This window comes from Tenacibaculum sp. TB-53 (genome assembly GCF_059716285.2).
This window is the reverse complement of the sequence record NZ_CM202790.1, coordinates 2098249-2118639: the sequence shown is the minus strand read 5'-3', so window position 1 is coordinate 2118639 and position 20391 is coordinate 2098249. Positions and strand designations below refer to the sequence as shown.

Here is a 20391-nt window from a genome sequence, read left to right as displayed (position 1 = left end):
GTAAAAATCCCGCTTTTGCGGGATTTAATATTTAGTTGTTGATAATTTTTTCTTGATGATTAATACTTTCTTGATGTATTGCTTTGAACATTTTAAGTACAAACTCTTCACTTAAACCACGTTCATCACCTTCTAAAATCATTTTGCCTAGTATCTCATTCCACCGTTTAGTTTGTAAAATAGCGACGTTTTTCTCTTTTTTTAACTGACCAATTGAGTCTGCTATTTTCATACGCTTTCCTAACATTTCAATGAGTTGATGATCTACTACGTCAATTTGAGTACGTAGCGTATTTAAAGCATTTCTGTACTCAGTTTCTGTATCCGTGGCTTTTCTAACTTTTAAATCAATCATCATTTGAATTAATGATTTAGGAGTAATTTGCTGAGCTGCATCGCTCCATGCATTATCTGGATCGTAATGAGTTTCAACCATTAAACCATCAAAGTTTAAATCTAAGGCAGTTTGACAAACATCGAAAATAATATCACGACGACCAGCGATGTGTGACGGATCACAAATCAGTGGTAAATCAGGAAAACGGTTTTGCAATTCAATAGGAATTTGCCATTCAGGGTTGTTACGGTACCTTGTTTTTTCATAAGTAGAGAATCCTCTATGGATAACCCCTAGTTTTTTAATGTTTTTAGCGTACAAGCGTTCTATGGCACCTAACCACAATGGTAAATCGGGGTTTACAGGGTTTTTTACTAAAACAATTTTATCTGTACCCTCTAAAGCATCTGCTATTTCTTGAACAATAAAAGGACTTACGGTAGTGCGAGCACCAATCCATAAGATGTCTACGTCGTGCTCAATTGCAAGTTTTACGTGATCTTTGTTGGCTACTTCAGTAGCAATTAACATTCCTGTTTCTTGCTTTGCTTTTTGTAACCATTTTAGCCCTAAAGCACCCACACCTTCAAAATTACCTGGTCTTGTACGAGGTTTCCAAATTCCAGCTCTTAAAACAGTAGCATCTGTATCTTTTAATTCGTGTGCAATTTGTAGTACTTGTTCTTCTGTTTCGGCGCTACAAGGTCCTGCAATTACTAGTGGATGCCCTAACCCGAAAGCATCTAACCATTTTTTTAACTCTTTTGTATTCTCCATTTTTGATATTCTTATTGTTGAGGTATTCCCTCTAAAATTCCATTTAATATTTGTTTTATATGATTGGTGTTTTCCATTTCTATATAGATTTCTGGAAAATCGTTGTTTTCTAATAAAGTTTTGAATTGTTGTAAGTTATGAATATATTCATTCAGAGACTCAATAACATTTTCTTTATTTTGCTCAAAAATAGGTGTCCACATTGCTGGTGAGCTTTTTGCTAAACGCACAGTAGAAGCAAATCCACTACCAGCCATATCAAAAATATCACGCTCGTTTTTCTCTTTTTCAATAACTGTTTTACCTAACATGAAAGAGCTGATATGTGATAAATGTGATACATAGGCTATATGCTTATCGTGCGATTTTGGATCCATGTATCGAATACGCATTCCTAATTTTGAAAATATATCTAATGCTTTTTCCTGTAATTTGAAAGCTGTTTTTTCTACCTCACAAATAATATTAGTTTTATTTCTAAATAAATTTGTCAATGCTGCATTTGGTCCTGAAAACTCAGTTCCAGCAATAGGGTGTGTTGCTAAAAAATTTCTTCTTTTCGGATGGTTTTTAACGGCATCACAAATTAGTTCTTTAGTCGAACCTACATCGAAAACCAAACAAGTATCAGAGATATTATCCAATGTTTTCAAAATAATCTCTCGTGAAACATCAACAGGAATAGCAATAATGACTATATCTGCATTTTTCAACTCTGAAAAAGTTGCTTTTTGATGGATAATCCTTTTCTCTAAAGCAAGGTCTCCATGCTCTTCGTTGGAATCTATTCCGTAGATAGTAGCATTTTTAAATCCTAGCTGAATATCTAAGGCAAAACTTCCGCCGATTAATCCTAGTCCTATGATAAATACGTTCATTATATTCTGTTGATTGCTTCGTTAATTTTTTTTTCTGGAACGCATAATGAGAAACGAATATAGCCTTCTCCTTGATTACCAAAAATGGTTCCTGGAGCAGCGAAGATGTGTTTATTATATAGTAAATCATCAATCATTTCTTCAGATGTTTTTCCATCAGGAAGTTTGCACCAAACAAACATTCCAGATGCGTTTTTATCGTAGGTACATCCTAATTTTTCTGCTAACTCAAACACTAGTTTTTGCCTTTTTTTATAGGTGTTGTTTAGTTGAGTAAACCAATCCTTATCTAGTTCTAATGCTTTGGTAGCTCCTTTCTGAATTCCATAAAACATACCTGAATCCATTTGAGTTTTTACTTTTAAAATTTCAGTTAAGAATTCAGGTTTGCCTAATAACATTCCAACACGCCATCCAGCCATGTTAAAAGATTTACTTACTGAGTTTAATTCTAAAGCAACATCTTTTGAGCCTTCAATTTGTAAAATACTTTGAGGGTGTTCATTCAATATAAAGCTATACGGATTGTCATTTACAATAACTATGTTATGTTTTTTTCCAAAGTCAATCAATTTTTGAAAGGTTTCTTTGGTAGCATCAGCACCTGTTGGCATGTGTGGATAATTTACCCACATCAACTTTATTTTTGAAGTATCGAGTTTTTCCAAAGCTTCAAAGTTAGGTTGCCAGTTAGTTGCTTCTTCTAACTCGTAAAAAATAGGTTCTCCTCCTAATAAATTGGTCACAGAACTATAGGTCGGATACCCTGGATTAGGAATTAATACCTGATCTCCTTCATTTAAAAAAGTTAATGAAATATGCATAATTCCTTCTTTACTTCCCATTAAAGGTAGTACTTCGTTAGCAGGATTAATGCTAACTTGATAGTTATTCTGATAAAAATTTGAAACAGCTTGTCTAAATTCAGGTAAACCTTGATAACTCTGATAACTATGTGCTCCGTTATCTTGTAAGCTATCTTGAATAGCTTTTAATACTGATGTTGGAGGCTGTAAATCAGGACTACCGATTCCAATATTTATAATTGGTTTACCTTCTGAAATTAATTGACGTACTTCTTGTAATTTTTTAGAGAAGTAGTATTCTTGCACGGTTTGTAATCGATTGGCAAACTGTATCATAATCTTCCGCTTTTGTATTCGCCTAATATTTTAAATTCTTCTGCCATAATTTGTATGATGGCTTTTGCTTTTTCGTAATCTTCATATTTTTCAAAAGTTACATCTACGAAAAAAGAGTACTTCCAAGGTGTCTCGATTTTGGGTAACGATTGTATTTTAGTAAGGTTTAATTTACAGTCGCTCATTACATTTAGCACTGTAGCTAAACTTCCTCTTTTGTGATCTAGTTCAAACTTTAATGAAGCTTTATTGATTTCACTTTTACCATTTTTTGGAAGACTTGTTTGAAGAAATACAAATCGAGTAGCATTATTTTTAATCGTTTGAATTTCATCTTCAATAACTGATAATTTAAAAATATCAGCAGCCATTTTAGGTGCAATTGCTGCAACTCCTTTTAATTGTTGATCCGCGATTCTTTTTGCAACAGCGGAAGTGTCAACATCTTCAACTAACTTGATGTGCTTATGTTGTTTGAAAAATTCTTTACATTGTAGTAATGCCATTGGATGCGAACAAACCTCAGTGATGTCTTCAATTCGTTGGTCAGGTAACGCCATTAAATGATGATGTATAGACAAGTAATACTCACCAGAAATATGCAAATTGTACTTGTCAATTAGGGCATAGTTGGGTATGATTGAGCCTGCTATGGTGTTTTCTAAAGCCATAATTGCTTGCTCACTTCTTGAATTAATAAGGCTATCAACCAATACGTCAAAAGATAAGCACTCGTGTAAGTCGATGTTTTCTCCGTAGTAGTTGTTTGCAACAATATGGTGGTTGCTTCCTTGTATTCCTTGAATGGCTATTTTTTTCATTTTACATCAAAAAAAAAGCCTCGATAAATTCGAGACTTTGATTGGGTATATATTTTTTGTTAGGTTAACAATATGATACAAAGTCTCGTCTCTTACTAAAAAAGTAAAAGTAAAAATAGAAACCTTGCCATACGTTTTGTAACATCATTGTATTTGTGTTTTTTGTACGGAACAAATCTTAGAAATAAATTTAACTAAACCAAATTTTTTTAAAAAAAAGTGTAAAAAATAAAAAAGCTTCTCATTTTGAGAAGCTTTTTGCGGTCTGGACGGGACTCGAACCCGCGACCCCATGCGTGACAGGCATGTATTCTAACCAGCTGAACTACCAGACCGTTGCTTTAAGCAATATGTTATATGTTTTTAGAGAAACTTTAGCGGTCTGGACGGGACTCGAACCCGCGACCCCATGCGTGACAGGCATGTATTCTAACCAGCTGAACTACCAGACCGTTGCTCTAAGCGGATGCAAATATATAATCTTTTTTTAAATAAAAAAGAGTTATTTATAAAAAATTCTGTCTAGTGATAAGATAAGCTATAAGCACTTTATCATAACCTTCACTAATATCTACAGGAATGTAATCTATTTTGTATTGTAAGCATTTGTTTTTTAGGTTCTTGAAAAAAAAGGAGCTCAATTCTTGATATTTTTGCTGTACATTTTCTGCGTATAAATTTATTTCTTCTCCAGTTTCAACATCCACAAATTTTTTTGGTGAGTTGTCAAAATCAAACAAAAATTCTGTTTTTTTATCATATGTATGAAACAATACTACTTCATGTTTATTAAATTTTAGATGTCTTAAAGCATTAAAAAGTTCTTCTTCATTCTTTGAAGTTTGAAACATATCGGTAAATAAGAAAATTAAAGACCTTCTATGAATCTTCTCTGCTATTTCATGTAAGTATTGATAGGTTTTTGTATTTGAAGTAGAATTAGATGATAATAAATGCTCTAATTGATGTAATAACATTTTACGATGACGTTCACTACCTTTTTCTGGAGCATAGTATTCATAAGTGTCAGAGTAAATACTTAAACCAACAGCATCACGTTGTCGCTTTAAGATATCCATTAAAGAGGCAGCTGCTACTGCAGAGAAACCAATCTTATTTAAATCATTTATTGATTCATTATTGCTTGGAGGATAATGCATCGACGCAGAATTATCAATGATTATATGACATCTAAGATTCGTTTCTTCTTCGTACTTTTTAGTGTACAATTTTTCAGTTTTGGCAAATAGCTTCCAATCTATATGTCGAGTACTTTCTCCTTTGTTGTAGAGTTTGTGTTCAGAAAATTCAACTGAAAATCCGTGAAATGGACTTTTATGCATTCCTGTAATAAAGCCTTCTACCACTTGTTTAGCAAGTAGCTCAAGGTTGTTAATTTTTGAAGCAGTACTGTTTAAATCAATCATAGATTACCGAAAATAACAAAAGGTTTGGCGATAGCCAAACCTTTTTTATAATATCAAATAATATCTTTACTTATAAAGCAGCATCAATTTTATCTGTATATGCTTTTTTTGGAGCAGCACCAACTTGTTTGTCTACAACTTCTCCGTTTTTGAAGATTAATACAGTTGGTATGTTTCTTACACCATACTTAGCGGCAAATTCTTGGTTTGCATCTACATCTACTTTTCCAACTACAGCCTTACCATCGTATTCATTACTAATTTCATCAACGATAGGAGATACCATTCTACAAGGTCCACACCAAGCTGCCCAAAAATCTACTAATACTGGTTTGTCAGATTTTAATACTACTTCTTCGAAAGAAGCATCTGTAATTTCTAATGCCATTTTATTTATGTTTTATCTAAAGTTATTTTCTTATTTATTTACGTACAAATGTAAACAAATATTTTACCAATACAATTTTACAAAAATTACTTTTTATTATCATAATATCAATACTTTCTATTTATTTACGTGTAAGTTTGTTTTTGTGTATGTAAAATAATCTATAACTTTGTCAAATATATTTTGAGGAAAAATTTGACTGATTGCAACCTCATTGAACAATGATTCAAAATAAAAATGCTAAAGCAGTAATTTCTACTCCTTTTAGCGACTTAGCAATTCAGATTTTTTCTTTTAGTTAAATTAAAAAAAAAAGTATTTATGTCATATTTTTTTACTTCAGAAAGTGTTTCTGAAGGACATCCAGATAAAGTAGCAGATCAAATATCTGATGCTCTAATAGATAATTTTTTAGCTTTTGATTCAAATTCAAAAGTAGCATGTGAAACATTAGTAACAACTGGTCAAGTAGTATTAGCAGGAGAAGTTAAGTCTTCTACTTACTTAGATGTTCAAAAAATTGCTCGTGAGGTAATTAATAAAATTGGATATACCAAAGGTGAGTATATGTTTGACGGTAATTCTTGTGGAGTGTTATCAGCAATTCATGAACAGTCAGATGATATTAACCGTGGAGTAGATAGAGCTTCAAAAGAAGAGCAAGGAGCAGGTGATCAAGGAATGATGTTTGGTTATGCGACAAACGAAACTGAGCATTATATGCCGTTAGCGTTAGATTTATCACATATAATTTTAAAGGAATTAGCAGCAATCCGTAGAGAGAATAAGGAAATTACTTATTTACGTCCAGATGCTAAAAGTCAGGTAACTATTGAGTATTCTGACGATAACGTACCGCAACGCATTGAGGCAATTGTAGTTTCTACTCAACATGATGATTTTGCTGATGATGAAACAATGTTAGCTAAAATTAGAAAAGATATTGTTGAGATTTTAATTCCTAGAGTAAAAGCACAGTTAACTCCAGAAATTCAAGCGCTATTTAATGATGATATTAAATATCATATTAATCCAACAGGAAAGTTTGTAATTGGTGGACCTCATGGAGATACAGGGTTAACAGGCCGTAAGATTATTGTTGATACTTATGGAGGAAAAGGAGCGCATGGTGGTGGAGCATTTTCTGGAAAAGATCCAAGTAAAGTAGATCGCTCTGCAGCGTATGCAACACGTCATATAGCTAAGAATTTAGTAGCTGCTGGAGTGGCTGATGAGGTTTTAGTACAAGTATCGTATGCTATTGGAGTAGTAGAACCGATGGGTATTTTTGTAGATACTTATGGAACTTCAAGAGTGGATTTAACTGATGGAGAAATTGCTCAAAAAGTTTCTGAAATTTTTGACATGCGTCCACACGCTATTGAAGATCGTTTAAAGTTACGTAATCCAATGTATAGTGAAACAGCAGCTTACGGGCATATGGGAAGAAAAAATGAAGTAGTTTCTAAAACATTTACACAACCTAATGGAGAAAGTAAAACAATGGAAGTTGAATTGTTTACTTGGGAAAAATTAGATTATGTGTCTAAAGTAAAAGAGAGTTTCGGTTTGTAATAAACGAAATAAAAACATAGTGAAAAATACCTGTAATTTTATTGCAGGTATTTTTTTATACAGCTATTTTTGTATGAAATTTAAAAACAATATAAACCGAACTTGTTTTTTATATTTTTCAAATTGCTAAAAATTGCTGTTATCTTCTTTTACTCATTTCTATTAATTGTCTTAAAGATTTTATGTAGAGGGAAATACTTAGTTTTTGCTTGAACAATAAAAATGAGTTCATTAAAAATCACAAAAAATGAAAAAATTAAAGTATGTTTTTGCTATTGGATTAGGAGTAGCATTATTAACCTCATGTAGTAGCTCTGCTTCAGACGATTTTGATGAAGTTAACGGAGAAGCTAAAAAGAAAAGATTAAAAACTGTTGCAGCGACAAATCAAGAAAATGAAACAATTACTACACAGTTTATTTATAATGCTGAAAAAGAATTGGTAAGTGTTTCTGGAACAAATGGAACAGACGCTACTTTAATAAACTATAGCAATGACGGGAGTACTATTAAGGTGACAGAAGACAGCGATCTTTCAGAAAGCCTTTCAATAGAAGAGTTGTATCAATCACCATATAATATTTATGAAACAGGAATGGCATTAGAATATGATTCTAACAAAAATCCTAGTAAAGTTTTATTTCAAGTTGAGGTTTATGATTGGGAAACTGAAATGAATGTTGTTGAAAATTATACAGCAGAAATATTTTATGACAATAAGCCAAATATGTATTTTTCTACTTTAGAATCTGCTGGGCTTATTGAAATTTTAGATGGAGTTGATGTTAGTTTTGGTGTAAGTCCTCAAGCATCAGAAGCAATTAAAGCTAGAAGATTATTGCCGTTAAATAACGTAACGAAAATTATCTATAAAGATGCAGATGATAGTGTTATAGGTACTTTAACGGTAGATTATACTTATGATTCGGATGGGTACCCTTTAATAGGAAAAGGAGTAGCTGTTGCTGGTGAAGAATCAATTGCTATAAATACTACTTATAGTTACGAATAAACTAAATTATTAAAACTAAAAAAAGCCTCGACATTGTCGAGGCTTTTCTTTTTTATTTCACTTGTAATACAAAGGGTATTCTAGCTTGAATTCCTTTTAGGTTTTTCATTTTGTGAATATTATGGTATAATTGGTAATTTTCATCACCTAAAGTTTCTTTAAGTATTTCTTCTTTTGAAGCTTTCATGAATGGAGAGAATTTTAGAGCCTCTTTTAAGTCAGTTTTGTAATTAGGGTAATTACGAACTCTAAAATTTTGAACTTCTGCTAATTCAGCGGCAACTTTAATGGCGTCATTTAATCCTCCTAATTGATCTACTAAGCCATTTTCAATAGCTTCTTTACCAGTCCAAACCCTACCTTGAGCTATTTCATTAACTTGCTCAAAAGTCATGTTACGCCCTGCAGAAACACGGTTAACAAAAGTAGTGTAGATTTGTTCAACACCTTCTTTAGTTACATCGTAGAATTTCTGGTTCATTGGCTCAAAAACACTATAAGAAGCGCTGTTGTTAGTAGATACTTGTTCTGCATTGATACCAATATTATCGGTAAATTGACTAAAGTTAGGAATGGCTCCAAAAACCCCAATAGATCCTGTAATTGTAGTAGGTTCTGCAATAATTTTGTTAGCATTACAAGCAATATAGTAACCTCCAGAAGCTGCATAGTTACCCATAGAAACTACTAAAGGTTTTTCTTTTTTTGTTAATTCTAGTTCACGCCAAATTAATTCAGAGGCTAAAGCACTACCTCCAGGTGAATTTACGCGAAGTACGATAGCTTTTACATTATCATCTTTTCGGGCTTTTCTGATAGCTTTGTTTATAATTCCTTGTCCTATATAGTCTTCGCTTCCTTCTCCATACACAATATCACCTTGTGCATAAATCACGGCGATTTTATCTTTAGCAGTAGAAGAAATTCTTCCTTTTCCAGAGTTTATGTAGTCTTCAATAGAAATAGTATTTACTTTCTTATCAGAACCCATAGCTAACTTCTTTTCGTATTCATCTTCGTAAATAGAAGCATCTATTAAATTATTTTCTTTTGCTACAGTAATATTTCTTCCATTAGAATTATCAGCAATAAGGTTTAGTTTTTCAATAGAAATGTTTCTACTCTTACTAATATCATCTGTGATTTCTGACCAAATTGATTTTAAAAATGAAGTGGTTTGTTCGCGGTTAGCTTCGCTCATTTCATTTTCCAAGAAAGGTTCAACTGCACTTTTATATTTTCCGTGACGAATAACCTCCATTTTAATACCATATTTGTCTTCAAAGTCTTTGAAATATAAAATTTCGGTAGATAAACCTCTAAAGTCAATAGCTCCTACTGGGTTTAAGAATAAACTGTCAGCAACAGAGCTTAGGTAGTAATTTTTTTGAGTATAAATGTCATTATATGCATATACAAACTTACCACTTTCTTTAAACTCTTCAATTTTGTTTCGTATGGCTTGTGTTTGGGCAATACCAGCATTAACAAAAGGTGTTTTAATACTTATTCCTTTTATTTTATCATCAGTTTTTGCATTTTCAATAGCGTTGATAATTTTGTTTAAAGCCAATTTTTCATCTGTTAGTTCTAGAGCTTCAGCAATAGGATTGTCTTCTTTTGGAGCATAATCTTTAATAGGGGTTGATAAGTCTAATTCTAAAACTGAGTTTGATTTTACAACAATTTTTTCTTCAGCTCCTACAATAGCAGCTATAGCAAAAAAGAATACAAACAGTAAAAATAAGGCAATGAAAAAGCCTAGAACAGAGGCAAGTAAATTTCTTAAAAACTTCATGTTATATGATTAATTTTTTGAGCAAATATACAGTTTTTAGAAAGATGCCTTATACTAAGATATTGCTAGTTCCAGCGATTTATTCCTACCCCCAAGTTCATGCGGTATTTTCGTTGAGCGAACTCAAAATAATTAAAAAGTTTATAATTTACTTCATAGCCATAATCAACGTGTGGACTATAATCAATTACATTTTCATAAATGTTTGAATTAAATTGTAAAGGATTCCTAGCTCGATAATTCCATGTGTTTACATACAAACGGTTTTTATTTTCGAGGTATTGTTGTGAATAAAATCCTTCGGGTTTAGCAATGCTGTTTAAATAGGTAGTAAAACCAGGGTCTATAATTATAATTTCATATTCTAAACTATCATTAGCAATTACAACTGGTTCCTCTTTAGGAGTGTTAGAAGTATTTTTTATAGGCGAGGAACTGCAAGCCCATATCATAATTCCAATAATGCTAAGAAAAAGAATGCGTTGTAAGGTTTTCATAATCAGTATGATTTATAATTATAAAGTTGCAAAAATTATTCCATTTTTCATTGATTTTTAATTTGTTTAACAGTAATTTTCAGCATTAAATAATAGAAAATGAAGAAAAGATGTTTTTGGGTTAGTGATGACCCACTATATATTGAGTATCACGATAATGAATGGGGAGTGCCTGTATATGATGACGATAAGCTGTTTGAGTTTTTAATATTAGAAACTTTTCAAGCAGGTTTGAGTTGGATTACAGTTTTGAAGAAAAGAGAAAACTTTAGAAAGGCGTTTGATAATTTCGACTATAAAAAAATAGCAAAATACTCTGAAGACAAATATGAAGAATTGCTTCAAGATGCTGGAATTATAAGAAATAAATTAAAGATAAAAGCGACTATAACCAATGCTCAGGCTTTTATGAAAGTACAAGAAGAGTTTGGTACGTTTTCAAAATATATTTGGGCTTTTACTAATGGACAACCGATAGTGAATAAGTTTGAAAAGAGAGAAGAAGTACCGGCAACAACAGAGCTTTCCGATGCAATTTCAAAAGATTTAAAAAAACGAGGATTTAAGTTTGTAGGTTCAACAGTAATTTATGCACATATGCAGGCGACAGGAATGGTTAACGACCATACAACCGACTGTTTCCGATATCATGAAGTTTAAATTTCGTAATTTTAGCGTTCAAAAAATAAATTTAAAAATATATAAATGAAACTAAAACAAATGCTTTTTGTGTTTGCAGCAGCAGGAGTGTTAACTTCTTGTGGTGTAGACGCAAAAAAAGAGCCTAAAGTAGTAGAAAAAAAGGCAAAAGAATTTGAATATGTTGTTGAGCAATTTGCTGATATAAAAGTGTTACGTTATCAAATTCCTGGGTTTGATGAGTTAACACTAAAAGAAAAAAAATTAGTGTACTATTTAACACAAGCTGGTTTATCTGGACGTGATATTATGTGGGATCAAAACTACCGTCATAATCTAGAAATTAGAGCTGCTTTAGAAAATATTAACAATAGCTTCAAAGGAGATAAAGAAAGTGAAGATTTTAAAGGATTCACTACCTATTTGAAAAGAGTGTGGTTTTCTAACGGAATCCATCATCATTACTCTAACGATAAGTTAAAACCTACATTTTCTAAAGAGTATTTAGAAACGTTGTTAAAAGAAACTAATACTGAGTTATCTACGGAAGCATTAGAAGTTATTTTTAATGATAAAGATGCTAAAAAAGTAAACAAGAAAGCTGGAGTGGATAATGTATTAGCATCAGCAGTAAATTTTTACGGAGCAGATATTACAAGTAAAGATGTAGAAGACTTTTATGCGAAAGCTGATAAAGGACCAGAAGGGCAACCAATTGAGGCAGGATTAAACTCGAAGCTAGTTCGTGAGAATGGAAAACTAGTGGAGAAAGTTTGGAAGTCTGGTGGAATGTACGGACAAGCAATCGATAAAATTATTTATTGGTTAGAAAAAGCTAAAGAAGTAGCAGAAAATGAAAAGCAAGCAAAAACCTTAGAGTTATTAATCGAATACTATAAAACAGGAGATTTACATACTTGGGATGAATATGCAATTGCTTGGGTTGAATCTACAGAAGGAAATATTGATTGGATTAATGGTTTTATTGAAGTTTATAATGATCCTAAAGGGTATAGAGGTTCGTACGAAACAATTGTACAAATCAAAGACTTTGATATGTCTAAAAAGATGAAAGTATTATCAGACAATGCACAATGGTTTGAAGATAATTCTCCGTTAGATCCAAGTCACAAAAAGAAAGATGTTGTAGGGGTTTCGTATAAAACAGTAAATGTTGCTGGTGAAGCAGGAGATGCATCTCCAAGTACTCCAATTGGAGTGAATTTGCCAAACAATAACTGGATTCGTCAACAACACGGTTCTAAATCGGTATCGTTAGGAAATATCATAGGATCTTATAATAATGCTGGAGGAACTGGACGTTTAACAGAGTTTGCTAACGATCAAGAAGAAATTGATTTAGAGATTAAATATGGGAAGTTAGCAGATAAATTACACACGGCATTACACGAGGTAATTGGGCATGCTTCAGGTGTAATTAACGACGGAGTTGGTCAACCAAAAGAAACTTTGAAAAACTACGCTTCTACAATGGAAGAGGGTAGAGCTGATTTAGTTGGACTTTATTACTTAATGGATCCTAAATTACAAGAATTAGGATTAGTTGATGATTGGCAAAAAGTAGGAAAAGCTGCTTATGACGGGTATATCAGAAATGGATTAATGACACAGTTAATTAGAATTAATTTAGGAGACGATATTGAAGAAGATCACATGGTAAACCGTCAATGGGTTTCAGCTTGGGCTTTTGAGCAAGGAGCGAAAGATAATGTAATTGAAAAAGTTACCAGAGATGGAAAAACTTTTTATAATATTAACGATTATGAGAAGCTTCGTGAAATTTTCGGACGTTTATTAAAAGAAACACAAAGAATTAAATCTGAAGGAGATTTTGAAGCGGCAAAAGCATTAGTGGAAGGTTATGGAGTAAAAGTAGATCAAGATATTCATAAAGAAGTTTTAGATCGTAATGCTCAATTTACATCAGCTCCTTATAGCGGATTTGTAAATCCAGTATTAGAGCCAGTAACTGATACTGAAGGAAATATTACTGATATTAAGATTAAGCAACCAGAAACGTTTGAAGAGCAAATGAAGTTCTACGCTAAAAACTATAACTTCTTACCAATAAAAAATTAAAAAGTTATAAGCTTGAATAAAAAAACCGATTCTGAAAAGAATCGGTTTTTTGCTTTTATAAGAAACTCTTAAGAGTTTTATTATTTAGTTAATAATTTTGATAAAAACAATAACGCAATTACTACCGCTATTGCTATGGCAACGTATAAAGCTCCATTTTGATAATGCTTTTTATTGTTTTTAGCATCTTTTTTATAACTAAAATACATTAAAAGAATAAAAGCTATAACAAATAAACTCGCAAAAATAATTCTACCTGTAGTAAACATTTTTGCAGCAATAAGTATAAACATAAAATTGTATTTTTAGCAAAGTTAAAGAATGATTTTAGAATGAAAAAAACTAAAACAGCAATTATTTTTGGAGGCACTTCTGGTATTGGAAAAGGACTTGTAGAAAAACTAATACAAGAAAATTATATCGTAGCGGTAACCGGGAGAAGGCTCGAAAAATTGGAAGAGTTAAAGAAGAGGTATTCTAACCAAATACTTATTAAGCAAAATGATATCCAACAAGTAGATGAGGTAGAAAAAGTGTTTAATGAGTTAGTAAATGAATTAGGAGAAGTTCATTTGGTGATACAATCTTCAGGAGTTGGATTTGTAAACCCAAAGTTAGACTGGGATAAACAAGAGCAAACTATAAACACGAATGTTTTAGGTGTAACAAAATTATATGCATTAGCTTATAAATTGTTTAAAAAACAAGGTTTTGGTCATTTAGTTGGTATTTCTTCTATCGCTTCACTACGTGGAAATAGAGCAGCACCAGATTATTTCTCTTCTAAAGCATATCAAAAAGCGTATTTAGAGAGTTTGTATATCAAAACAAAATCTATTAAAACAAAAAAAGTTTTTATTACAGATATCCGTCCGGGGTTTGTTGATACAGCAATGGCTTTAGGTGATGGTATTTTTTGGATGGTTCCTCTAGAAAAAGCAGTTAATCAAATTTATGTAGCAATAAAACGAAAAAAACGAGTAGCTTATATCTCAAAAAGATGGAGGTTAATAGCTTGGGTACTAAAAATAGTACCAGCAAGAATTTTAAAAATGGCAACATAATACTTTAGATAAGTTAAAGTGTAAACAAAAAAGCGAAACAAGTCCGCTTTTCTATTAATTCTAACAGTAACTAGAGCCTATCTCGTATTGTTCACCACATAAGTAACAATATCCATTGTAATAAGTTGGGGCAGAGCTACAGGGTAAAGGTCGACCTGTACCACCGTTTATTAATTTTTGTTCAGTTTTATTTAGGGTTGAACCTAATTTAGAGATCTCTTTTACATAATTTATTTTTTTTGAGTTTCTTAAAGTTAAATAACTTAAAATATATAAAGGAATAAAAAAAACTAAAAAAGTATGGTAAAACCATAAAATGTGTCAAATGATGATATAAATAAAAACATTATTGACTAATAATTATTGAATTAAAATCATAACTATAATGAAAAAAAGAATAGCAGCAGTACACGAATTTCATTCAGCTTTCGGGTTAGGAATAAAAAATGAACCAACAGCAAACATTGGAGAAGAACGAAACTTACTTCGCTATAATTTAATGAAAGAAGAAAATGAAGAGTATTTAGAAGCTGCACAAAATAACGATTTGGTTGAGGTAGCAGACGCTTTAGGCGATATGTTGTATATTTTATGTGGAACTATAATAGAACACGGTATGCAACATAAAATAGAAGAAGTATTCAATGAAATACAACGAAGCAACATGAGTAAGTTAGGAGAAGACGGTAAGCCTATTTATCGTGAAGATGGTAAAGTACTGAAAGGACCAAATTACTTTAAACCAAACATTAAAGAAATTTTAGATAAATAAAAAAGCTCCTTAATAAGGAGCTTTTTTACATTTTGTTTTTCTATTTATTTACCCATAATTCTTTCTAATTCTGATGTTAATGTTTTTACATTATTAACCATTTTAATAATAATACCATTAGCATCTACAATTAAATGTGTAGGATATTGTTTAACCTTTAGTTTCTTAGCCATATAATCCTTTTGTTCAGGAATAGTAGGGTATTTAAATTCTTTAGTTTCTAAAAATTTAATCAATTCATCTTTTTTATCAAAAGCCAAACTAACAAATTCTATTTTATCATCCTTGTATTTATCAACCAGTTCATTTAATTCAGGAAACTCTTCTACACATACCTTACATGTAATAAACCAGCATTTTAGTACTAATAATTTTCCTTTTGTATCCGATTTATTGTGAGCGTTACCATTTAAATCAACAAAATTGTAATCAGGAAGTTTTTTGCCTTCCATCTTAAAATATTGATGTGCTATTGAAGCCTTACTAACGATTGATTTTTTTATTTTTTCATCAGAAGAAGCATCAATACCAGTAAGCTGGTATTGTACTTTACCTTTTTTTTCCGATTTAATCGGAATATAAGCGCCTGTGCGTAGTAAGGTTAAAAAGATACCTTTTTCCATAGCTGCACCTTCATCATCTAGAGGAATAAAGGTAGACATTAAATCAATGTTTTCCTTTGCATAAGCTTCCCAGTTATCAAAGTTCTTTTGAATGTCTTCAATGTCAACGGAAAAAGAACCTGTTGAGGAATTATCAACAGATAAGGGCTCTTCAGGAGTGTCTTCTTTAGAAGAAGTAATTTTATTACTTTGGGCTATGATATTATTTTCATTTTCTAATGAATTAGAATAGAAATCCAATCCAAAAAATGAAATAACAAAACCAACTCCTATTGATAATAAAGCAGGTATAATATTTCTCATTTCTTTAGAATTTTTTATTAAAATAACTTAATTCCGTTTACTAATATAGCTTTTTTAAATGAAATGATTAAATTTTAACTCTCCAGTTGTGCTTGTCTTCTAATTTGTTATACTGAATGTTGAGTAGTTTTTCTTTAAAGAAAGAAGCATAAGAATCATTTGTTTCAGGTAATTCAAAAGTTTCGTTTTGGTGTTTAAATCCTTTTATAGGATTTATAACAGCAGCAGTACCAGAACCAAAAATTTCCAACAGTTCACCTTGCCTAGCAGCTTCTTTAATTTCAGCAACTGAAACTCTTTTAACTTCAATATCTATATTATAATCTTTTGCAAGTTGAATAATTGATTTACGAGTAACACCATCTAAAATTCTATCATTAGTAGGAGCAGTTATAAGTTTATTACCTATTCTAAAAAAGATATTCATTGTACCTGCTTCTTCAAGGTATTCGTGGGTGTTTGCATCAGTCCAAATAATTTGTTGATACCCTTCCTTATGTGCTAAACTAGTAGGGTAAAATTGCGCAGCATAGTTACCAGCCGCTTTAGCAAAACCAACACCACCGTCAGCAGAACGACTGTATTCTTCAGCAAATAGTACTCTAACTTCACCAGCATAATATGATTGAGCAGGTGAGCAAATAATTATGAATTTATATTCTTCAGCAGGTGAAGCAGCAATAGCTCCTTCTGAAGCAATAATAAACGGACGAATATATAACGAGTTTCCTATTCCTTTCTTAATCCATGCATCATCTATCTCAAGAAGTTTTTTTAACCCTTCAAAAAATACATTTTCAGGAACTGGAGGCATTGCTAAACGAGCCCCAGATTTATTAATTCTATGAAAATTTTCATCTGGACGGAATAAAAAGACATCATTATTTTCATCTTTATAAGCCTTCATTCCTTCAAAAACAGCTTGCCCGTAATGAAAAACCCTAGCAGAAGGCTCAAAAGTTAAAGGTCCATAAGGTAAAATTTTAGGTGTTTTCCATTCTCCATTAGCAAAGTCACAAACTAGCATATGGTCAGTAAAAGTGCGACCGAACGCTAAGTTGTTAAAATCTACCGTATTTATTTTAGACTCTTGTATAAGCTCAATATCAATATTCATTATGTGATTGTTTTAGAAGTGCTACGAAGATACGAAATCTAGTGGTATGTTTTGAGGTTAACTACCAGCTTGAAGAAATATGAGTATATTTGTTGATATGTTAATTTTAATTTTTTGAAAATGAAAAGACTACTAGTTTTTGCTACGCTTTTAAGCGTAATGTTTAGTGCTTGTAAAACTGAAAAGAAAGATGCAGCTCCTGCTGCGAATGGTATTAAAGAACAAAAGATTGCCTATGCGTCTTTTGGAGATGAGATTACAGATAGCAATGCTATTTCTGCTGAAGAAATGCGAATAAAATTCAAAAACTTAAAAAAAGGGGATACTCTAAACATAAAATTTACTTCAACAATAAACGAAGTATGTAAGAAAAAAGGGTGTTGGATGAAGCTAGATTTAGGTGAAGAACAAGAATCAATGGTACGTTTTAAAGATTATGGTTTTTTCATGCCTTTAAATGCAGATAATAAAGAAGTGGTAGTAAACGGTAAAGCTTTTGTTACTGAGATTTCTGTTGATGAATTAAAACATTATGCTAAAGATGCAGGAAAATCAGAAGAAGAAATAGCAAAAATTATAGAACCAAAATACACCTATGCTTTTGAAGCAGATGGAGTGTTAATGAAAAAATAATGAAACAATTAATTATTGTTTTATTGATGTCTTTGGTGCTTTTTTCTTGCAAAGAGGAAAAGAAACAACCAAAAGAGGAACTTATAATGTATCAGTCTTCTGAAATGGCAGCTTTAATGAATGCTATGTACGAAGGGAATATGACCGTTAAAAATAAGATTTTAGAAGGAGAGCCAATAGGTGACTTTCCTGAGACTTACTTGAATATTCATAATGCTGTTTTAACAGACCCAGCAGATAGAAATGCAAGTTTTGAAGCTTTTTCTAAACTGTATATTCAAAATATGCAATTAGTATATTCTGGTTCTAAAGATTCTTTAAAGCAAAATTTCAACAAAGCTGTAAATAGTTGTATTGCCTGTCATAAAACAACTTGCACTGGACCAATACCTAGGATTAAAAAATTACTAATTAAATAGTTTAGTTATAAAACGAGAAATTATCATAACGTCAGATGGTTCTACAACCATTCATTTACCAGAATGGAATGAACAATATCATTCTAAACACGGAGCAATACAAGAAGCATATCATGTATTCATTAGAAATGGACTGAAGTATGTAGACACTAAAAGTGTTTCTATTCTAGAAATAGGCTTTGGTACAGGACTTAATTCTTTTATCACGTTATTGGAAGCTAAAAAGGAGATTGATTATGTTGGAGTAGAGGCATATCCTGTAGCTAAAGAAGAAGTAGCAAAATTAAATTATGTTGCGGAGTTGGACGCCGATGATAAAAGAGAATTTTTTGAAAAAATTCACGAAGTTTCTTGGGAAGAAAAACACAACATTACTCCCAATTTTTCATTAACTAAACGCAAACAATTTTTTGCTGAAATTACCGATGAGAATAGTTTTGATTTGATTTATTTTGATGCTTTTGGAGCAAGAGTACAACCCGATTTGTGGACTGAGGATATTTTTAGAATTATGTTTGCTGCGTTAAAACCAGAGGGTGTTTTAGTAACTTATTCAGCAAAGGGAAGTGTACGACGAGCAATGCAAGCAGTAGGTTTTGATGTTGAGCGTTTACCCGGGCCTCCAGGTAAAAGAGAAATGTTACGAGGAACAAAAATTATAACGTGATATTTTACGTGATTAATGTAGAAATTAGAAAATAAAGAAATGGAGTTTAAAAGACGTTTCGGTAATCGAAAAAGAGGGAATCCTAAAAGAGGGTTGTTTTTAGTAGTTTTATTAATTGTTGTGTTGTACTTATTTTTCAACGCAGAAAAAATTCTTGGAAAATTTTTATAAATGAAACCATTTCAGTTTAAAGAATTTACAGTGCATCAAGATAAAACAGCGATGAAAATAGGTACTGATGCTGTATTATTAGGAACATGGTGTAATTTAGGAGAGTTTCCAGACACAATATTAGATGTTGGCTCTGGTACAGGAATCATTTCGTTAATGTTAGCACAACGAAGTGATGCGATGACTATTGATGCAGTTGAGATTGATACAAACGCTTATGAGCAAACGGTTGAGAATTTTGAGCAGTCTGATTGGGGAGATAGACTCTTTTGTTACAATGCTTCTTTTGTGGAATTTGCAGAAGAAATGTCTGAAGATGAAGAAGAGTATGATATAATTGTATCCAATCCACCATTTTATACTGATAACTACGAAACAGAAGATGTATCGCGAAACAAAGCGCGCTTTACGAGTTCATTATCTTTTGAAGAGTTATTGAAAGGAGTGAGTGAAATATTGTCGGAGTATGGAAAGTTTTCAACTATTATACCGTTTAAAGAAGAAGAAAACTTTATAGAACTAGCTAAAAATCATAATTTATACCTACACAGAGTTTGTCGAGTAAAAGGAGCTCCTACTACTGAAATCAAACGTAGTTTATTAGAAATGTCCTTTGTAGAGACTACAATCCAAGAAGAAGAGTTGATAATAGAAACAAAAAGGCACCAGTACACTGATGCCTATATTAACCTTACGAAAGATTTTTATTTGAAGATGTAATCTTTTATGAGGTTGTATTTTCAAAATTTCTGTTTAGTTTTAGTTATGTTCTTGTGAGTAATGTAGTTCTTCAGTGCCAGTTTTTATGACAGCAATAGGGGTTTTATTTTCATCAATAGCAACAAAGGTGAATTCACCTTCAATGGCTTTTTCTCTATGTTGAGAGTACATCTGTTCAGTAAAAATTTTAACAGTAACTTTTAAACTTTTGTTACCTATATAACTTACTTTTCCTACTAATTCAATAATAGTTCCAGCAGGGATAGGCTTTTTAAAATCAATTTTATCACTACTTACGGTTACAACTTTTTGCCTGCAGAATCGTGTTGCTGTAATAAAAGCAACTTCATCCATTAGTTGCATAGCGGTTCCTCCAAAAAGGGTGTCATAATGATTGGTTGTATTTGGAAATACGGCTTTGAAAATACGTGTTTCCGACTTTGCTATTTTTTCTTCTGTGGTCATTTTATATATGTTAGTATAATCAGTGCCTGAAAAGAATATTTCAGGC

The 20391-nt window shown here is 31.7% G+C and carries 22 protein-coding genes and 2 tRNA genes; 10 read left to right on the top strand and 14 right to left on the bottom strand.

What is annotated here, in order from left to right:
• Positions 1–31 precede the first annotated feature (31 nt).
• The 8 genes from AC3VJB_RS09670 to trxA all read right to left on the bottom strand — a co-directional run bounded on the left by AC3VJB_RS09670 (position 32) and on the right by trxA (position 5770).
• Positions 32–1114: a bifunctional 3-deoxy-7-phosphoheptulonate synthase/chorismate mutase type II gene (locus tag AC3VJB_RS09670; RefSeq protein WP_047788598.1), complete on the bottom strand. Its 1083-nt coding sequence runs from the start codon at positions 1112–1114 to the stop codon at positions 32–34.
• A gap of 11 nt (positions 1115–1125) precedes the next feature.
• Positions 1126–1992 carry a prephenate dehydrogenase gene (locus AC3VJB_RS09665; protein ID WP_349264532.1) on the bottom strand — a complete coding sequence of 289 codons (867 nt, stop codon included), beginning with the start codon at positions 1990–1992 and terminating at the stop codon, positions 1126–1128.
• Positions 1992–3134: a pyridoxal phosphate-dependent aminotransferase gene (locus tag AC3VJB_RS09660; protein ID WP_437823197.1), complete on the bottom strand. Its 1143-nt coding sequence runs from the start codon at positions 3132–3134 to the stop codon at positions 1992–1994. The genes AC3VJB_RS09665 and AC3VJB_RS09660 overlap by 1 nt, the downstream gene beginning before the upstream one ends.
• Positions 3131–3955: a prephenate dehydratase gene (locus AC3VJB_RS09655; RefSeq protein WP_437823195.1), complete on the bottom strand. Its 825-nt coding sequence runs from the start codon at positions 3953–3955 to the stop codon at positions 3131–3133. The genes AC3VJB_RS09660 and AC3VJB_RS09655 overlap by 4 nt, the downstream gene beginning before the upstream one ends.
• A gap of 261 nt (positions 3956–4216) precedes the next feature.
• Positions 4217–4290 (bottom strand) — tRNA-Asp (locus AC3VJB_RS09650).
• Positions 4291–4333: 43 nt separating this feature from the next.
• Positions 4334–4407: transfer RNA gene (locus tag AC3VJB_RS09645), tRNA-Asp, on the bottom strand.
• Between the two features lie 54 nt (positions 4408–4461).
• A complete protein-coding gene (locus tag AC3VJB_RS09640; protein WP_073181843.1) occupies positions 4462–5382 on the bottom strand; it encodes a DUF58 domain-containing protein in 921 nt (306 codons plus the stop codon).
• Between the two features lie 70 nt (positions 5383–5452).
• On the bottom strand, positions 5453–5770 hold the full coding sequence (gene trxA, locus AC3VJB_RS09635; protein ID WP_028892415.1) for a thioredoxin: 318 nt from the start codon (positions 5768–5770) through the stop codon (positions 5453–5455).
• A 321-nt stretch (positions 5771–6091) separates the two neighbouring features.
• Between trxA and metK the strand changes: the two genes are divergently transcribed.
• Both metK and AC3VJB_RS09625 read left to right on the top strand, forming a co-directional pair.
• Positions 6092–7345 (top strand): methionine adenosyltransferase, encoded by a 1254-nt coding sequence (metK, locus tag AC3VJB_RS09630; RefSeq protein WP_159614039.1) that lies wholly within the window; start codon positions 6092–6094, stop codon positions 7343–7345.
• Positions 7346–7592: 247 nt separating this feature from the next.
• On the top strand, positions 7593–8357 hold the full coding sequence (locus AC3VJB_RS09625) for a hypothetical protein (RefSeq protein ID WP_497667070.1): 765 nt from the start codon (positions 7593–7595) through the stop codon (positions 8355–8357).
• Between the two features lie 52 nt (positions 8358–8409).
• Here AC3VJB_RS09625 and sppA read toward each other — a convergent pair whose 3' ends face one another.
• Positions 8410–10155, bottom strand: coding sequence for a signal peptide peptidase SppA (gene sppA / locus AC3VJB_RS09620; protein WP_281979800.1), 1746 nt, complete (start codon positions 10153–10155; stop codon positions 8410–8412).
• 65 nt (positions 10156–10220) lie between these two features.
• The gene (locus AC3VJB_RS09615; RefSeq protein WP_159493313.1) at positions 10221–10652 is read right to left on the bottom strand and encodes a DUF6146 family protein; all 432 of its coding nucleotides are present in this window, start codon (positions 10650–10652) and stop codon (positions 10221–10223) included.
• Between the two features lie 99 nt (positions 10653–10751).
• Between AC3VJB_RS09615 and AC3VJB_RS09610 the strand changes: the two genes are divergently transcribed.
• Entirely contained in the window at positions 10752–11312 is a 561-nt protein-coding gene (locus tag AC3VJB_RS09610) for a DNA-3-methyladenine glycosylase I (protein ID WP_159614031.1), read from the top strand.
• A gap of 45 nt (positions 11313–11357) precedes the next feature.
• The gene (locus tag AC3VJB_RS09605) at positions 11358–13391 is read left to right on the top strand and encodes a dipeptidyl-peptidase 3 family protein (protein WP_497667069.1); all 2034 of its coding nucleotides are present in this window, start codon (positions 11358–11360) and stop codon (positions 13389–13391) included.
• 80 nt (positions 13392–13471) lie between these two features.
• Here AC3VJB_RS09605 and AC3VJB_RS09600 read toward each other — a convergent pair whose 3' ends face one another.
• Entirely contained in the window at positions 13472–13684 is a 213-nt protein-coding gene (locus AC3VJB_RS09600; RefSeq protein WP_231128378.1) for a hypothetical protein, read from the bottom strand.
• A 39-nt stretch (positions 13685–13723) separates the two neighbouring features.
• Between AC3VJB_RS09600 and AC3VJB_RS09595 the strand changes: the two genes are divergently transcribed.
• Positions 13724–14455, top strand: coding sequence for an SDR family NAD(P)-dependent oxidoreductase (locus AC3VJB_RS09595; protein ID WP_389862602.1), 732 nt, complete (start codon positions 13724–13726; stop codon positions 14453–14455).
• Between the two features lie 385 nt (positions 14456–14840).
• The gene (locus tag AC3VJB_RS09590) at positions 14841–15227 is read left to right on the top strand and encodes a pyrophosphohydrolase domain-containing protein (RefSeq protein WP_047788588.1); all 387 of its coding nucleotides are present in this window, start codon (positions 14841–14843) and stop codon (positions 15225–15227) included.
• 44 nt (positions 15228–15271) lie between these two features.
• Here AC3VJB_RS09590 and AC3VJB_RS09585 read toward each other — a convergent pair whose 3' ends face one another.
• Together AC3VJB_RS09585 and AC3VJB_RS09580 are read right to left on the bottom strand one after the other, a co-directional pair.
• On the bottom strand, positions 15272–16153 hold the full coding sequence (locus AC3VJB_RS09585; RefSeq protein WP_497667068.1) for a TlpA family protein disulfide reductase: 882 nt from the start codon (positions 16151–16153) through the stop codon (positions 15272–15274).
• Between the two features lie 67 nt (positions 16154–16220).
• Positions 16221–17270, bottom strand: coding sequence for a branched-chain amino acid aminotransferase (locus AC3VJB_RS09580; protein WP_159493316.1), 1050 nt, complete (start codon positions 17268–17270; stop codon positions 16221–16223).
• Positions 17271–17390: 120 nt separating this feature from the next.
• Between AC3VJB_RS09580 and AC3VJB_RS09575 the strand changes: the two genes are divergently transcribed.
• From AC3VJB_RS09575 to AC3VJB_RS09560, 4 genes are all read left to right on the top strand, one after another.
• Positions 17391–17903, top strand: a complete 513-nt coding sequence (locus AC3VJB_RS09575; protein WP_047788586.1) for a DUF4920 domain-containing protein — start codon at positions 17391–17393, stop codon at positions 17901–17903.
• Complete coding sequence (locus tag AC3VJB_RS09570) at positions 17903–18322, top strand: hypothetical protein (RefSeq protein WP_497667067.1); 420 nt, start codon at positions 17903–17905, stop codon at positions 18320–18322. Before AC3VJB_RS09575 ends, AC3VJB_RS09570 begins: the two co-directional genes overlap by 1 nt.
• A 7-nt stretch (positions 18323–18329) precedes the next feature.
• Positions 18330–18989, top strand: a complete 660-nt coding sequence (mnmC2, locus tag AC3VJB_RS09565) for a tRNA (5-methylaminomethyl-2-thiouridine)(34)-methyltransferase MnmC2 (protein ID WP_073181820.1) — start codon at positions 18330–18332, stop codon at positions 18987–18989.
• A 171-nt stretch (positions 18990–19160) separates the two neighbouring features.
• Positions 19161–19880: a tRNA1(Val) (adenine(37)-N6)-methyltransferase gene (locus AC3VJB_RS09560; RefSeq protein WP_497667066.1), complete on the top strand. Its 720-nt coding sequence runs from the start codon at positions 19161–19163 to the stop codon at positions 19878–19880.
• 39 nt (positions 19881–19919) lie between these two features.
• Here the strand turns inward: AC3VJB_RS09560 and AC3VJB_RS09555 are convergent, their stop codons facing one another.
• The gene (locus tag AC3VJB_RS09555; protein WP_437823182.1) at positions 19920–20345 is read right to left on the bottom strand and encodes an acyl-CoA thioesterase; all 426 of its coding nucleotides are present in this window, start codon (positions 20343–20345) and stop codon (positions 19920–19922) included.
• Positions 20346–20391 lie beyond the last annotated feature (46 nt).

Excerpts from the sequence above, each read along its gene's own strand:
- AC3VJB_RS09670 (WP_047788598.1), bottom strand. The coding sequence starts at position 1,114 with ATGGAGAATACAAAAGAGTTAAAAAAATGGTTAGATGCTTTCGGGTTA.
- AC3VJB_RS09665 (WP_349264532.1), bottom strand. The coding sequence starts at position 1,992 with ATGAACGTATTTATCATAGGACTAGGATTAATCGGCGGAAGTTTTGCC.
- AC3VJB_RS09660 (WP_437823197.1), bottom strand. The coding sequence starts at position 3,134 with ATGATACAGTTTGCCAATCGATTACAAACCGTGCAAGAATACTACTTC.
- AC3VJB_RS09655 (WP_437823195.1), bottom strand. The coding sequence starts at position 3,955 with ATGAAAAAAATAGCCATTCAAGGAATACAAGGAAGCAACCACCATATT.
- AC3VJB_RS09640 (WP_073181843.1), bottom strand. The coding sequence starts at position 5,382 with ATGATTGATTTAAACAGTACTGCTTCAAAAATTAACAACCTTGAGCTA.
- trxA (WP_028892415.1), bottom strand. The coding sequence starts at position 5,770 with ATGGCATTAGAAATTACAGATGCTTCTTTCGAAGAAGTAGTATTAAAA.
- metK (WP_159614039.1), top strand. The coding sequence starts at position 6,092 with ATGTCATATTTTTTTACTTCAGAAAGTGTTTCTGAAGGACATCCAGAT.
- AC3VJB_RS09625 (WP_497667070.1), top strand. The coding sequence starts at position 7,593 with ATGAAAAAATTAAAGTATGTTTTTGCTATTGGATTAGGAGTAGCATTA.
- sppA (WP_281979800.1), bottom strand. The coding sequence starts at position 10,155 with ATGAAGTTTTTAAGAAATTTACTTGCCTCTGTTCTAGGCTTTTTCATT.
- AC3VJB_RS09615 (WP_159493313.1), bottom strand. The coding sequence starts at position 10,652 with ATGAAAACCTTACAACGCATTCTTTTTCTTAGCATTATTGGAATTATG.
- AC3VJB_RS09610 (WP_159614031.1), top strand. The coding sequence starts at position 10,752 with ATGAAGAAAAGATGTTTTTGGGTTAGTGATGACCCACTATATATTGAG.
- AC3VJB_RS09605 (WP_497667069.1), top strand. The coding sequence starts at position 11,358 with ATGAAACTAAAACAAATGCTTTTTGTGTTTGCAGCAGCAGGAGTGTTA.
- AC3VJB_RS09600 (WP_231128378.1), bottom strand. The coding sequence starts at position 13,684 with ATGTTTATACTTATTGCTGCAAAAATGTTTACTACAGGTAGAATTATT.
- AC3VJB_RS09595 (WP_389862602.1), top strand. The coding sequence starts at position 13,724 with ATGAAAAAAACTAAAACAGCAATTATTTTTGGAGGCACTTCTGGTATT.
- AC3VJB_RS09590 (WP_047788588.1), top strand. The coding sequence starts at position 14,841 with ATGAAAAAAAGAATAGCAGCAGTACACGAATTTCATTCAGCTTTCGGG.
- AC3VJB_RS09585 (WP_497667068.1), bottom strand. The coding sequence starts at position 16,153 with ATGAGAAATATTATACCTGCTTTATTATCAATAGGAGTTGGTTTTGTT.
- AC3VJB_RS09580 (WP_159493316.1), bottom strand. The coding sequence starts at position 17,270 with ATGAATATTGATATTGAGCTTATACAAGAGTCTAAAATAAATACGGTA.
- AC3VJB_RS09575 (WP_047788586.1), top strand. The coding sequence starts at position 17,391 with ATGAAAAGACTACTAGTTTTTGCTACGCTTTTAAGCGTAATGTTTAGT.
- AC3VJB_RS09570 (WP_497667067.1), top strand. The coding sequence starts at position 17,903 with ATGAAACAATTAATTATTGTTTTATTGATGTCTTTGGTGCTTTTTTCT.
- AC3VJB_RS09560 (WP_497667066.1), top strand. The coding sequence starts at position 19,161 with ATGAAACCATTTCAGTTTAAAGAATTTACAGTGCATCAAGATAAAACA.
- AC3VJB_RS09555 (WP_437823182.1), bottom strand. The coding sequence starts at position 20,345 with ATGACCACAGAAGAAAAAATAGCAAAGTCGGAAACACGTATTTTCAAA.